Below are 13,877 nucleotides of genomic sequence, written 5' to 3' on the forward strand. Positions count from 1 at the left end.
ATTCGGCAGTATGGAACTAACAGGAGAAAATGTGAACGTTGACCTCGTCGTCGTCGGATCGGGCTTCTTTGGCCTGACCGTCGCTGAGCGCGCCGCTAAGGAGCTGGACCTCAAGGTGGCCGTCCTGGACCGCCGGCATCACATCGGCGGAAACGCCTACAGCGAGAAGGAGGCGCAGACCGGAATCGAGGTCCACCGATACGGTGCGCACCTGTTCCACACCTCCAACGAGCGGGTCTGGGAGTACGTCAACCGCTTCACCGACTTCACCAGCTACGTGCACAAGGTGTACACCTCCCACAAGGGCGAGGTGTACCCCATGCCCATCAACCTGGGCACCATCAACCAGTTCTTCCGGTCCTCCATGGGCCCGGCCGAGGCACGCGCCCTGATCCAGGAGCAGGCAGGCGAGCTGGCCGGCACGGATCCGGCGAACCTCAATGACAAGGGCATCCAGCTGATCGGCCGCCCCCTGTACGAGGCCTTCATCAAGTACTACACCGGCAAGCAGTGGCAGACCGATCCCAAGGACCTGCCCGCCGAGATCATCTCCCGCCTGCCCGTGCGCTACACCTACGACAACCGGTACTTCAACGACAAGTACGAAGGCCTGCCGGTGGACGGCTACACGGCATGGATCGAACGGATGGCGGACCACCCGAACATCCAGGTGCACCTGAAGACCGACTTCTTCGACGAGGGCCACGAATTTTCCCGAAGCAAGGTCCTGGGCCAGGTGCCCGTCATCTACACCGGACCGGTGGACCGGTACTTCGACTACGCCGAAGGCGACCTGTCCTGGCGCACCATCGACCTCGATGAGGAGGTCCTGCCGATGGAGGACTTCCAGGGTTGCGCGGTGATGAACTACCCGGATGAGGACGTTCCCTACACGCGCATCCACGAGTTCCGCCACTTCCACCCGGAGCGGGATTACACCAAGGACGCCACGGTCATCATGCGGGAGTTCTCCCGTTTCGCCGAGAAGGGCGACGAGCCCTACTACCCGGTGAACACCGCGGAGGACCGTCGCAAGCTGCTTGCCTACCGGGACCTGGCCAAGGGCGAGAAGTCCGTCCTGTTCGGCGGCCGCCTGGGCACCTACAAGTACCTGGACATGCACATGGCCATTGGCTCAGCGCTGTCCATGTTCGACAACAAGATCAAGCCCCACTTCACCGGCGGGGCAAAGCTGCAGAGCGGAGGAGTGGACGCGTGAGCACGCTGAACGCTGACGTTAAGGCGCAGGATGCCCCGGAGGGCTGGCACACCCTTCAGCGGGTGATCTTCCCTGACCAGAGCCAGATGGACACCGCGCTGCTGTACGTGGACACGGGCGCGGCCATGGGTGCGCAGTTCAACACCATGGACGGCTCCACCCCCAAGTCGGCGAAAGGCAGCGCCACGGTCGCCGCGGCGTCCTCGGGCGCCGAAGTCCATGTGGAGGACTTTCTCTCCCGGCGTTCGACCATCGCCCGCCCGGGACAGCGCCTGTCTCTGGGCACCTACTTCAACGCCTTCCCGGCCAGCTATTGGCGCCGGTGGACCAACCTCGAATCGGTGCGCCTGAGCGTCTCCACCAGCGGTGCCGGTGCGGTCAGCGTGTACAAATCCAACGCCCGCGGAGCTCTCCAGCACGTGGAGACCCGGCGGGTTCAGGGTGAAGCGGAGCTGGCCTTCGACCTGCCCCTGAAGCCTTTCGGCGACGGCGGCTGGTACTGGTTCGACATCGTCGCGGGCAGCGAGCCGATGGCGTTGCTCCGGGCAGACTGGCTGGCCGCCGGCGAAGGCCGGAAGCCGGGCACGGTGACCCTGGAGATCACCACGCTCAACAAGAACGAATTCTGCCTGAACAACCTGCGCATCCTCGGGGACAATCCCGAAGCGTTGGAACACGTCAGCGAGGTGCTGATCGTGGACCAGGGCACGCAGAAGCTCACCGAGGCTGAAGGGTTTGCGGAAGCCGCGGCCCGGCTAGGCGGCAAGCTGCGGGTCATCAACCAGGGCAACCTCGGTGGCTCGGGTGGCTTCGCGCGCGGCATGTACGAGGCAGTGGAGAACGGCAGCGACTACGCGCTGCTGCTCGATGACGACATTGTCATGGAGCCGGAGAGCATCACCCGCATGCTCACCTTCGCGGATCACTGCCGCAAGCCCACCATCGTGGGCGCGCACATGTTCGACTTGTACAACCGCTCGGTGCTCCATACCTTCGGTGAGACGGTCAACCTGTACCGCTTCCAGCCAGCGCAGCCCTTCAAGGAACAGGTCCTCGGCCACGACCTGGCCCGCACCAACCTGCGGACCACGGCCTGGATGCACCGCCGTGTGGACGTGGACTACAACGGCTGGTGGATGTGTCTGATCCCCACCGAAGTCATCCGCAACATCGGCCTGTCCCTGCCGGTCTTCATCAAGTGGGACGACGCCGAGTACGGCCTGCGCGCCAAGGCCGCCGGCTACAACACCGTGTCGCTGCCCGGATCGGCCGTCTGGCACATCACCTGGGCCGACAAGGACGACGCCGTGGACTGGCAGGCCTACTTCCACAGCCGGAACCGGATCATCACGGCCCTGCTGCACAGCCCCTACCCCCACGGCGGCCGGGTCGTGCGCGAGGGCAGCTTCATCGACGTGAAGCACCTGATCTCCATGCAGTACTTCACCGCCAAGGGCCGGGTGATGGCGCTCCAGGACCTGCTCCGGGGACCGGGACAGCTGCATGACATCCTTCCGGACCGCCTCCCGGAGATCCAGGCCATGCGCAGGGAATACTCCGAGGCGCAGTTCCAGACCGATCCCGAGGCCTTCCCGCGTCCGGGGATCCGGAAGCCGCCGCGGCACGGGCAGGGCTTCAAGGCGCCCTCCTACTTGACCCTGGTGCCGTGGGCAGCCAAGACGATCACCCGCCAGCTTGTGAAGCCGGTGTCCACGGAAAGCGTGGAGCGGCCCGAGGCGCAGGTCGCGCACATCGACAACAAGTGGTGGCACATGTCGCAGTACGACAGCGCCGTTGTCACCAACGCCGACGGGACGGCTGCCTCGTGGTACCGCCGGGACCCGAAGAAACTCCGGGCCCTGCTGGCGGAAGGCACACGCCTGAACGCGCAGATCCTGAAGGACTGGCAGGAACTGAGCCAGACCTACCGGGCGGCCCTGCCGGAGATCACCTCCATGGAAGCCTGGAAGAAGACCTTCGAGAAGCACTCGGAAGCGGGCCGGTAGGTTGTCCACCGGAGAATTGACCATCCCGGGGCGGGGGAGGGGCCTGGGCGACGTTGTTCGCTCCAGGTACCTCCTCAAGCTCCTGGTCGCCAAGGAACTCAAGGTCCGCTACCGCGGATCCGTCCTCGGCCTGCTGTGGTCCTACGTCAAGCCCGGCGTCCAGTTCGTCGTCTTCTACATTGCCCTGGGCGTGTTCCTGGGCCTGGAGAAGAGCGACCGCAATCCTGACGGGCTGCCGAACTACGCGATTTACCTGTTCTCGGGCATTGTGCTGATCAACTTCTTCACTGAAGCACTGAGCAACGCCTCGCGCTCGATTGTCGTCAACGGCGGACTGATCAAGAAGATTTACCTGCCCCGGCAGCTGTTCCCGGTCGCCTCGGTCTGGGTCTCGGGCGTGCATTTCGTGCCGCAGATCCTCATCCTCGTGGTCGCCTGCCTGTTCACCGGCTGGTCGCCGAGCCCGCTGCAGCTTGCCGCCGCGGCGGGCGGATTCGTCATCGTGGCGATGTTGGCCACCGGACTGGGGCTGCTCTTCGGAGCGGTCAACGTGTACTTCCGTGATGCGGAGAACCTCGTTGACATGCTGCTGATGATCGCGACCTGGGCCTCGCCGGTCCTGTACTCGTGGACGATGGTCCGCAAGCAGCTCGGCGACACGTTCTTCGCGGCATACCAGCTGAACCCGCTCACCGTGGGAGTGGAGACCTTTCACTACGCCTTCTGGTTGCCGACCACAGACGGGGCCGAAGCCATACCGCCCCATCTGCTCAGTCTCTGGCTTCCGGTGGGTCTGGCGGTATCCGCGCTGGTCCTTCTCCTCGGCCAGACCGTATTCCGCCGCCTCGAAGGCCGTTTCGCCCAGGAGCTCTGAACCGTGGCCGTCGCCATTGAAGTCAACAACGTCAGCAAGCAGTTCGTGCTGCGCCATACCCGCTCCATGAAGGAAGCCTTCGTCTGGCTGATCAAGGGCCGCAAGGGCGACCTGTCCGAGAAGTTCCACGCGCTGGACTCCGTGTCGCTGGATATTAACGAGGGCGAGACCGTGGCGCTGCTGGGACTGAACGGTTCCGGGAAGTCGACGCTTCTCAAGCACATCTCCGGGGTCATGCGCCCCGATTCGGGCACGGTCCGCACCCGCGGCAGGGTGGCGGGACTGATCGAGGTGGGGGCGGGCTTCCACCACGACCTGAGCGGCCGGGACAACGTGTACCTGAACGGCGCCATCCTCGGCATGAGCGAGGAGGAAATCAACGAGAAATTCGACTCCATTGTCGAGTTCTCCGAGATCGGCCAATTCATCGACACGGAAGTGAAGTTCTACTCCTCGGGCATGTACCTGCGGCTGGCGTTCTCCGTCGCCGTCCACACTGATCCCGAGGTGTTCCTGGTGGACGAGATCCTTGCCGTCGGCGATGAGCCGTTTCAGCGCAAGTGCATCGCCAAAATTAAGGAGCTGGCTGCGGAAGGCAAGACGCTGGTCGTGGTCAGCCACGACCTGGACCTGGTCTCCAAGATCTGTGAGCGCGGTGTGCTGCTCGAGCACGGACGCGTTATCCAGGACGGGCCGGTGGACGACGTCGTCGGCCACCTGCGGGGGCGGAACTAGCTGTACTGAGTCAGGACGTTGTTTGCACATGAATAGGTGGAGACCTCTTAGGTTGGTGTCTGCGAAAACAAGCCGAGCCTAAGGGGTCTTCATGTCCCACCGTAATGCCCGTCTGGCTCCGGCCGGAAGAATGATCCTGATCCAGCGCGTTGCCTCCGGTCGTCCTGCGGCGCATGTGGCCAAGGAAATGGGTATCTCCCGCACCACGGCCTACAAGTGGGTGAACCGGTTTCGGGACGAGGGTCCGGCGGGTTTGCTGGATAGGTCCTCGCGTCCGGAGAACTGTCCGCACGCGACCAGCCCGGAGAAGACGGGGGAGGTCATTTAAGCCAGGATTGAGCACCGCACCGGCCCTGCCGATCTGGCTGCCCGCACGGGAGTCAAGGCCAGGACAGTGTCCCGGATCCTTGCCCGTGCCGGCATGGCGCACCTGTGGGAGCTGGACCCGTTGACCGGGGTCAGGCTCAGGGCCGCACGGGCCACGGACCGCCGCTATGAACGCAGCGCCCGGGGACATGATCCACATCGACGTGAAGAAACTCGGCCGTATCCCGGACGGGGTCGGGTGGCGGGCGGACCCGAGCCAGTCCGCCCGCAACCACACCACCGGCCACAACCGGGTCGGTTTCGACTACGTGCACGTGGCCGTGGATGATCACTTACGGCTCGCGTTCGTTGAAATCCACCCAGATGAGAAAGGACCGACATGCGCCGGGTTCCTCACCCGCGCCGCAGCGTTCATGGCCGCCCACGGCGCCCCGGTCAAACGGGTCATGACGGATAACGCCTTCGCCTACCGGCTCTCGAAGGATTTCCAGGCCGCGCTCACCGCCCTGAACGCGAAACACGTGCTGATCAAGCCCCGCCACCCCTGGCAGAACGGCAAAGCCGAACGCATCAACCGCACCCTGCAGGAAGGCTGGGCCTACCGGCAGGTCTTCATCACCAGCTAGCCCCGAACCGACGCCCTGCAACCATGGCTAGACTTCTACAACCACCCACGCCCGCACAGCAGCCTCGGAGGCAAAGCACCCATCAACCGGTGTCAACAACCTACTGACTCAGTACAACTCGCCGCCCCGGGTTTCCCCGATCCGGCGGAGACCTTCCGACCGGAAACGCGCAGGAAAATGGGAGGCTGTGCCCGCATGGGCACTGCCTCCCATTTCCCTTCGGTGGCCGGAAGCGAACAACCTGCCGCTCCGGCCGCCCGAAGGGTCAGTCGCAGCCGGTCACTTCGTAGAGTTTGGCGTCTGGACCGGTGCTGGCGACAAGCTCCAGCCCCGGCCCGGGCTCGACGTCGGTGACGCCCGGGTAATCGCCGCTGCCGGGGTTCTCCATCAGGTAGCGGTCCCCGAAGTCGAGGATGTAGTCAACATTCTTCTCCTCCGCGGCCGCACAGACCTCGGGTGTGGCGGCACCGGTCTTCAGCTCCTGGGAGAGCAGCAGCCGCTCCGGATCCGCGGAGGCGAACAGGTGCGGTGTCAGGACATCATGCCCGCCCAGGGCGTAGGCCATTGAGCTGCCGTTCCAAGGGTTATTGGCAATGACGGCGCCCTCGGGCACGTATTCGTCGAGCTGCTCAATTAGGTCCACCTCCTGGGGCGTCAGCAGTGGCGAGGTCTCGTCAAAGCTGTACAGCGGCATCGCAAACGCGATATACGCCTTAACTGGCCCGAAGTAGGTCGCCCCGGCCAGTCCCAGCGTGGAGCCGGCCAGGAGCACCGTTGCGGTGACGGTACGGGCGGTGGTTCCGGGCGCCAGGGAGGGGGTGAGGGCGGTCAGGCGGCACCACAGCCAGTTGGCAATCACCCAGGCTCCGAAGGCGCCCAGGGCAGTGGCCAGCACCGGCAGCAGGGCGGCCAGCCGATACGTGTCCTGGTACCAGGTGCCGGTCAGGAAGTTCCGCCAGAACCCCCGCTCCACGGAGGCATCCACGACATACAGCCAGACGGAGAAGCCGTAGGCAACAGCCACCCAGCGGTGCCGGCGTTGGTGGAAGACCGCGATGATGCCGGTGACCGTGAGGATGGTGACGATCCAGTTCACGGGCGTCCCCATGGGCGCGTTGGTCAGCGCCTCGCCGATCGCCGCGCCTGGGGTGGCGGTGGGCCCCCACGAATCGTAAAAGCCCGGCCGCAGCAGCATCCAGCAGGCGGCCAGTGCAGCGGCCGCCGCCACGGTGAAGACACCAAAGCCGATCATCGTGGCGCGCGGGACGCGGCGCTGCCGCAGTGCGCGCAGGCGCTGGTACCAGACGGTGGCCAGCAGGGGGAGCACCAGGAAGAGCAGCGCGTTGACCGACCCCATATGCGCCGTGGACATTCCCGCCAGTGTGAGCAGCAGCGCCGCCCACCACATGAGCGGCGCGTCCTGCTCGGCGTCGCGGGCGTTGCGGCAGAGCCGGACGACGACGGCGATCGCCAGCGGCAGCATGCTCAGGGAGAAGGCATTGGGGAACAGCGGGCCCCAGACCAGGATGAGGTACGGGAAGGCCACCTGCACTGCCGAGAGGACACCGGCCGCGAGGGTGATAGCCGCCTTGTTCCCGAAGATGGTCCGTGCCAGGAAGACGCAGGCCAGCGGCCAGATAGCAGCGGCGCCGACCATGTTGACGACGTTCTCGGCAAGGGGAACGTCCGCGCCCGTGAGCTGGACGGTCATGGCGCCGAAGGTGTGCCAGACCGCGGGATAGATCGAAACGACGCCGTCGCCCTCGCCCTGGAGCAGGCCCAGCGTCAGCGACGAGGCGTTCCCGGTCTCCATGACGTAGCGGATGGCGTTGAGGTGGAAGACGTTGTCGAAGTTCTGGGCAAAGTGATCGGGGGCGCCCACCAGCTGGAAAAGCCGGCGAAGGACCATGGCACCGCCAAGTGCCGCGGCAGCGAGGGGTACCAGCGCTTCACGCCAGACGGGACCGGGACGCTGCCCCGCCTCGTATGCGGCCTTCCGGCGGCGCAGCAGGAAGGTAAGCAGCAGCGCGGCGAGGATGGTCACCGCCGAGGACACAGCGTAGGTCAGCGGGTTCCAGGAGATGCCGGCCGTGCCGGTCAGGACACCGAAGAAACCGACGATTGCCGCTGAAAACGCCGGAGCGAGGGCGAGCGCCGCGAACCCGCGAAAGCGCAGGCCCAGGGCCACGAGGAGTCCTGGCACCAAGACCATACCGGCCGTGGCAGCTATAACCGGCAACGTGGATAACCAGGACAAAAGGGACCTCCGCTGGGACAGTGTGACGGGACGGGCCGTCCGGGAAACGGCCGCATGCAAGTCTACGCGGCGCCGCGGGCCTAGTCGGCAGCGGGGATGGGCAGGCGCTGGTCCAGCAGGTTCAGGAGGTACTGGCCGTAGCCGCTCTTGACCAGCTTTTCGCCGCGTTCACGCAGTTCGTCGTCGGAGAGGAAACCGACACGCCAGGCCACTTCCTCGGGCGAACCGATTTTCAGGCCCTGGCGGTTCTCGACCGTGCGGATGAAGTTCGAGGCGTCGTTGAGCGAATCGAAGGTACCGGTGTCCAGCCAGGCGCTGCCGCGGCGCAGGATCTCCACGTGCAGGCGGCCCTGCTCCAGGTAGACCCGGTTCACGTCGGTGATCTCGAGCTCACCGCGGGGGGAGGGCCTGAGGTTCCGGGCGATCTCCACGACGTCGTTGTCGTAGAAGTAGAGGCCCGGGACGGCGTAGTTGCTCTTGGGATGCTCCGGCTTTTCCTCCAGCGACAGCGCCCGGTTCTCGGCGTCAAACTCGACGACGCCGTACGCCCGCGGGTCCGAGACCCAGTACCCGAAGACCGCGCCGCCGTCGACTTCGGCGAACCGGCGCAGCTGCGTGCCCATGCTCTGGCCGTAGAAGATGTTGTCGCCCAGTACCAGAGCCACCCGGTCACTGCCGATGTGCTCCGCACCGAGCACGAAAGCCTGGGCCAGCCCGTCGGGGGAGGGCTGCTCCATATAGCTGAGGCTGATGCCGAACTGGGAACCGTCGCCGAGCAGCCGCTCGAACTGGGGCCGGTCGTGCGGCGTGGTGATGATCAGGATGTCGCGGATCCCGGCCAGGATCAGCGTGGACAGAGGGTAGTAGATCATCGGCTTGTCGTACACCGGGACCAGCTGCTTGCTGATGCCAAAGGTGATTGGGTGCAGTCTGGAGCCGGTTCCTCCGGCCAGGATGATGCCGCGCATGCCTAGAAGTATCCCTGCCCGGGAAATTCCAACCAAATCGACGGACCGGCGTGTCAGGATGGACCGAACGGACTGTAAGGCAGCTGCTGCCGCCGCTCCCGGGCCCCAGGATCCGAGCCCAATTACACGGTTTCCGAACGTTCCGACGGCCCGGGTTAGGCTGGTGTCATGCAGAATTTCTTGGTCACCGGTGGCGCCGGGTTCATCGGTTCGAACTTCGTCCGCTACCTGGTGCGTACCACCGAAGCCCGCGTCACGGTGCTCGACAAGCTCACCTACGCAGGGAACCTAGACTCGCTGACGGGGCTGCCGCAGGACCGGCTGACCTTCGTGCAGGGGGACATCTGCGACGCCGCGGTGGTGGATCCGCTGGTGGCTGCGGCCGACGTCGTGGTGCACTTCGCCGCGGAGTCCCACAACGACAACTCGCTGCACGATCCGCGGCCGTTCCTGGACACCAACATCATCGGCACCTACACGCTGATCGAGGCCGCCCGGAAGCACGACACCCGATTCCACCACATCTCCACCGACGAGGTGTACGGGGACCTGGAACTCGACGATCCGGAGCGGTTCACTGAGTCCACGCCATACAACCCGTCCAGCCCGTACTCTTCGACGAAGGCCGGCTCGGACCTTTTGGTGCGCGCCTGGGTGCGCTCCTTCGGCCTGCGCGCGACGCTCAGCAACTGCTCCAACAATTACGGGCCTTATCAGCACGTGGAAAAGTTCATTCCGCGCCAGATCACCAACGTGCTCGACGGCGTCCGGCCCAAGCTCTACGGCGCCGGGGCCAACGTACGGGACTGGATCCACGCCGATGACCATTCCTCCGCGGTGCTGCGGATCATTGAGGCCGGGCGGATCGGGCAGACCTACCTCATCGGTGCCGACGGCGAGCGGAACAACAAAGACGTCGTCGAGCTGATCCTGAAGCTGATGGGCCAGCCCGCCGACGCCTACGACCAAGTGATCGACCGGCCCGGGCACGACCTGCGCTACGCCATTGACTCCACCCTGCTGCGCACCGAGCTGGGCTGGGCGCCGGGCTTCCCGGACTTCGAGCAGGGCCTGGAGGCGACTATCGACTGGTACCGGGAGAACGAGTCCTGGTGGCGGCCCCGCAAGGCCGCCACCGAGGCCAAGTACCGGGAGCAGGGACAGTAAGGCATGGAGTTCGCCAAGCCGCTGACCGTGCGCACCACGCCGATCCCGGGACTGCTGCTGTTTGACCTTCCGGTGCACGGCGACAATCGGGGCTGGTTCAAGGAGAACTGGCAGCGGGACAAGATGCTCGACGCCGGCCTGCCGGATTTCGGCCCGGTGCAGAACAACATTTCCTTCAACGAGACGGCAGGGACCACCCGCGGCATCCACGCGGAACCGTGGGACAAGTACGTCTCAGTGGCCACCGGCCGGATCTTCGGCGCCTGGGTGGACCTGCGCGAAGGCGAGAGCTTCGGAACCGTCTTCACCGCGGAGGTCGATCCCTCCACTGCCGTGTTCGTGCCCCGAGGGGTGGGCAACGCCTTCCAGACCCTTGAGGACGGCACCGCCTACGTCTACCTGGTCAATGACCACTGGTCCGCGGGAGCGCAGGAGCAGTACACCTTCCTGAACCTGGCCGATCCCCAGGCCGGCATCGAGTGGCCCATTCCGCTGGAGCAGGCCGAACTCTCGGCCAAGGACCGCGCGCATCCGATGCTCGCCGACGTCGCACCGATGCCGCCGCGGCGGATCCTGGTCACCGGTGCCGACGGGCAGCTCGGCCGCGCCCTGCGGGCCGTGTACGCCGACGCCGGGCACGTGGACTACGTCAGCCGCGCAGAGCTGGACCTGGCCGACCCGGCAGCGCTGGAGCGCTTCCACTGGCAGGACTACTCGACGATCATCAACGCCGCCGCCTACACCAACGTGGACGGCGCCGAGATGGACGCCGGACGCCGGACCGCCTGGGCGGTCAATGCCCTAGCGGTTGGACGGCTTGCAGAGGCCGCCGCCCAGCACGGGCTGACCTTGGTACATGTCTCGAGCGACTACGTCTTCGACGGCACCGCCGCCGAGCATTCCGAGGAAGAACCTTTCTCGCCGCTGGGCGCCTACGGCCAAAGCAAGGCGGCCGGCGACCTGGCTGCAGCTGCTGCGCCCCGCCGCTACGTGGTGCGCACCAGCTGGGTGGTTGGCGACGGTCCGAACTTCGTGCGGACCATGCTTTCCCTCGTCGAGCGCGGCGTGAAGCCCTCGGTGGTCGCGGACCAGGTCGGCCGACTCTCCTTTGCCATAGACATCGCCGCCGGCATCCGTCACCTGCTGGAAACGGCGGCTCCGTACGGCACGTACAACCTGACCAACTCAGGGGATCCCGTCTCCTGGGCCCAGATCGCCCGCGAGGTGTTCTCCCTGGCGGGTGCCGACCCGCAGGACGTGACCGATGTCAGCACCGCCGAATACTACGCGGGCAAGGACGGCATCGCGCCCCGCCCGGCGAACAGCACCCTCACGCTGAATAAGATCGCCAAGACAGGTTTCACCCCGCCGGAGGCGATGGACCGGCTCCGGGACTACGTGAGCAGGAGCACCGCACCTCGTGACTGAACCAGTCGGTATTTACATTCCGTTTTGGGGCGACCTCGGCTACCTCCAGACCGCGGTCGAGAGCGTCCTGGCCCAGACCAATCCCAACTGGCGCCTCACCGTCGTCAACGACGCGCATCCGGACCGTTCCGTCGACGCCTGGTTCGAGACCCTCATGGATCCCCGGATCAGGTACTTTCGCAATGAAGAGAACTACGGCATCACGGAGAACTTCCGCCGCTGCGTGAAGATGGCGGAGGAACCGCGCGTTGTCGTCATGGGCTGCGACGACTATATGCTGCCCGGATACGTGGACTCGATCCTCCGGGCGCATGCCGCCGAGCCGCACGTGGGCATCATTCAGCCCGGTGTCAGGGTGGTTGATGAAGACGGTCGGCCCGCCGCCACGCTGGCCGACGCCGTCAAGCAGCGCCTACTGCGGCCCAAGACCCCGCCCCCAAAGGTCCTTGAAGGCGAAGCCGTCGCCACAGGCTTGATGCACGGCAACTGGCTGTACTGGCCGTCGCTGGCCTTCCGCCGCGACGCCATCCAAGCCCACGATTTCCGCGACGGCTTCCCCGTGATCCAAGATCTGCCGCTGATCTTGGACATGCTGCTGGACGGGGAGAAGCTCCTGGTACTGCCGGAAGAGGTCTTCGCCTACCGTCGGCACAGTTCCAGTGCGTCCTCGATGGAACTGGTTGACGGCGCCCGCTTCGACGGCGAACGACGCTTCTTTGCGCTGGCCGCCGAGCTGTGCGCGTCCCGTGGCTGGAACCGCACGGCACGTGCTGCGCGGCTGCACATCACCTCGCGCCTGCATGCCCTCGTGATCCTGCCCGCGGCCTTGAAGCGGCGGGACAGTGCCGCCCTTCGGCTGTTGCTGCGCCACGCCTTCGGGGGGTAGCAGCGGCACAGCCGGACCTTGGCGTGCGGACGAAGGGCACTAGTATGTTCTGGGAGCCTGGAAGACGCCTGACCGGTATCGGGCGCAAAGCCGTGCCGGCCTCCTGGCTGGCAGTGTCCGGCCGCGGAGCCGTGATCAGCACTAGGAGTTGAAACCACTGATTGAACAAGAAGAGCCGGGAGCAGCAGGCCCGGAGCCGGCGGGGGCGGATCGCCGTCACCGGCTCCTCGTCATTATGCCGGCATGGAATGAGTCCCAGACAGTAGGCAATACGGTGCGCGAGGTGCTCGCCACCGTGCCGGACTGCGATGTCCTCGTGGTCGATGACGGCTCCGCCGACGACACCGCCGACCTCGCGGAGGCCGCGGGTGCCGCCGTGCTGCGGCTGCCGTTCAACCTCGGCGTGGGCGGTGCCATGCGCGCCGGCTTCAAGTACGCCCGCCGCTACGGCTACCGGCAAGCGATCCAGGTGGACGCTGACGGGCAGCACGACCCCAAGGACCTGATGGAGGTCGTCAAGGGCCTGGAGCTGGCCGACATTTCGATCGGTGCGCGGTTCGCCGACAAGGGCAACTACGAGGTCCGCGGGCCGCGCAAGTGGGCAATGTCCTTCCTCGGCTGGTCGATCTCCCGGATCGCGAAGACGCGCCTGACCGATGTGACGTCAGGGTTTCGCGCTGCCAACGAACGCGCCATCGAGCAGTACTGCCTGCACTATCCCGCCGAGTACCTGGGCGACACCATCGACTCGCTGGTCGTGGCGGTCCGCTCCGGCCTGACCGTGACACAGGTGCCCGTGGAGATGCGGCCGCGCCAGGGCGGGCAGCCGAGCCACAACCCGCTCAAGGCAGCGATCTATCTGGCGCGTAGCGGTTTTGCGCTGGTGATCGCCATGTCGCGCAAGAAGACGGTCCTGAGATCCGAGCGGAGCGAAAGCGCATGAGCACCATCCTTCCCTTCCTGCTGGCGCTGGCCATCGTCTGCTGGGTCGTCTGGCTCCTGCAGCAACGCAAGCTCCGTGAGAAGTACGCCATCCTGTGGGTCATGGTAGGGCTGATCGCCCTCGTGCTCTCCGCCTTTCCGCAGCTGCTGGAGTGGGCCGCCTCGCTCGTGGGCATCATGGTGCCGGCCAACCTGCTGTTCACCCTGGCGATCTTCCTGCTGCTCGGCGTCTGCCTGCACCTGTCCCTGGAGATCTCCGTGGTCGAAGACGAAACCCGGGCGCTGGCCGAGGAAGCCTCCATTCTGCGCAACGAGCTCAGCGAACTGCGACACCGCGTGGACGGGCTCCGTGCCGGTACCGAACCGGGGGAGCGGGGTTCCGGGACGGACACCCCTCTGTCCTAGGCAGACCGGAACCTGCTCGGACAGAAAGGGGAGGCAG

The 13,877-nt window shown here is 65.7% G+C and carries 11 protein-coding genes and 1 pseudogene; 10 read left to right on the top strand and 2 right to left on the bottom strand.

The genetic code is table 11. The features are described from left to right. Positions 1-31: 31 nt before the first annotated feature. From glf to AC5RUW_RS15430, 5 genes and pseudogenes are all read left to right on the top strand, one after another. A complete protein-coding gene (gene glf / locus AC5RUW_RS15410; protein WP_494161494.1) occupies positions 32-1,219 on the top strand; it encodes a UDP-galactopyranose mutase in 1,188 nt (395 codons plus the stop codon). After that, positions 1,216-3,225: a glycosyltransferase gene (locus tag AC5RUW_RS15415; protein ID WP_494161495.1), complete on the top strand. Its 2,010-nt coding sequence runs from the start codon at positions 1,216-1,218 to the stop codon at positions 3,223-3,225. The genes glf and AC5RUW_RS15415 overlap by 4 nt, the downstream gene beginning before the upstream one ends. Position 3,226: 1 nt before the next feature. Continuing rightward, positions 3,227-4,099, top strand: coding sequence for an ABC transporter permease (locus AC5RUW_RS15420; RefSeq protein WP_494161496.1), 873 nt, complete (start codon positions 3,227-3,229; stop codon positions 4,097-4,099). A 3-nt stretch (positions 4,100-4,102) separates the two neighbouring features. Next, the gene (locus AC5RUW_RS15425; protein WP_494161497.1) at positions 4,103-4,834 is read left to right on the top strand and encodes an ABC transporter ATP-binding protein; all 732 of its coding nucleotides are present in this window, start codon (positions 4,103-4,105) and stop codon (positions 4,832-4,834) included. 91 nt (positions 4,835-4,925) lie between these two features. Beyond that, positions 4,926-5,883 (top strand): annotated as a pseudogene (locus AC5RUW_RS15430) (IS481 family transposase); the annotation flags it as partial. Between the two features lie 169 nt (positions 5,884-6,052). On the opposite strand, the gene AC5RUW_RS15435 reads toward AC5RUW_RS15430, so the two are convergent. Both AC5RUW_RS15435 and rfbA read right to left on the bottom strand, forming a co-directional pair. Then, positions 6,053-7,999, bottom strand: a complete 1,947-nt coding sequence (locus tag AC5RUW_RS15435; protein ID WP_494161498.1) for a DUF6541 family protein — start codon at positions 7,997-7,999, stop codon at positions 6,053-6,055. Positions 8,000-8,124: 125 nt separating this feature from the next. After that, entirely contained in the window at positions 8,125-9,012 is an 888-nt protein-coding gene (rfbA, locus tag AC5RUW_RS15440) for a glucose-1-phosphate thymidylyltransferase RfbA (RefSeq protein ID WP_494161499.1), read from the bottom strand. Positions 9,013-9,180: 168 nt separating this feature from the next. Between rfbA and rfbB the strand changes: the two genes are divergently transcribed. The 5 genes from rfbB (at position 9,181) to AC5RUW_RS15465 (ending at position 13,840) form a co-directional block, all read left to right on the top strand. Then, positions 9,181-10,179 carry a dTDP-glucose 4,6-dehydratase gene (gene rfbB, locus AC5RUW_RS15445; protein ID WP_494161500.1) on the top strand — a complete coding sequence of 333 codons (999 nt, stop codon included), beginning with the start codon at positions 9,181-9,183 and terminating at the stop codon, positions 10,177-10,179. 3 nt (positions 10,180-10,182) lie between these two features. Then, positions 10,183-11,607 (top strand): sugar nucleotide-binding protein, encoded by a 1,425-nt coding sequence (locus tag AC5RUW_RS15450; protein WP_494161501.1) that lies wholly within the window; start codon positions 10,183-10,185, stop codon positions 11,605-11,607. Continuing rightward, on the top strand, positions 11,600-12,493 hold the full coding sequence (locus tag AC5RUW_RS15455) for a glycosyltransferase family 2 protein (RefSeq protein WP_494161502.1): 894 nt from the start codon (positions 11,600-11,602) through the stop codon (positions 12,491-12,493). Before AC5RUW_RS15450 ends, AC5RUW_RS15455 begins: the two co-directional genes overlap by 8 nt. A 160-nt stretch (positions 12,494-12,653) precedes the next feature. Further along, a complete protein-coding gene (locus tag AC5RUW_RS15460) occupies positions 12,654-13,436 on the top strand; it encodes a glycosyltransferase family 2 protein (RefSeq protein ID WP_494161516.1) in 783 nt (260 codons plus the stop codon). Beyond that, positions 13,433-13,840 carry a DUF2304 domain-containing protein gene (locus AC5RUW_RS15465; protein WP_494161503.1) on the top strand — a complete coding sequence of 136 codons (408 nt, stop codon included), beginning with the start codon at positions 13,433-13,435 and terminating at the stop codon, positions 13,838-13,840. Before AC5RUW_RS15460 ends, AC5RUW_RS15465 begins: the two co-directional genes overlap by 4 nt. The last annotated feature ends 37 nt before the right edge of the window (positions 13,841-13,877 follow it).

This window comes from Arthrobacter sp. Y3222053 (assembly GCF_059092805.1).

What these genes read in the sequence shown, in the direction of transcription:
- AC5RUW_RS15435 (WP_494161498.1), bottom strand. Translation starts at nt 7,999, where the DNA reads ATGGTCTTGGTGCCAGGACTCCTCGTGGCCCTGGGCCTGCGCTTTCGC.
- rfbA (WP_494161499.1), bottom strand. Translation starts at nt 9,012, where the DNA reads ATGCGCGGCATCATCCTGGCCGGAGGAACCGGCTCCAGACTGCACCCA.
- rfbB (WP_494161500.1), top strand. Translation starts at nt 9,181, where the DNA reads ATGCAGAATTTCTTGGTCACCGGTGGCGCCGGGTTCATCGGTTCGAAC.
- AC5RUW_RS15450 (WP_494161501.1), top strand. Translation starts at nt 10,183, where the DNA reads ATGGAGTTCGCCAAGCCGCTGACCGTGCGCACCACGCCGATCCCGGGA.
- AC5RUW_RS15465 (WP_494161503.1), top strand. Translation starts at nt 13,433, where the DNA reads ATGAGCACCATCCTTCCCTTCCTGCTGGCGCTGGCCATCGTCTGCTGG.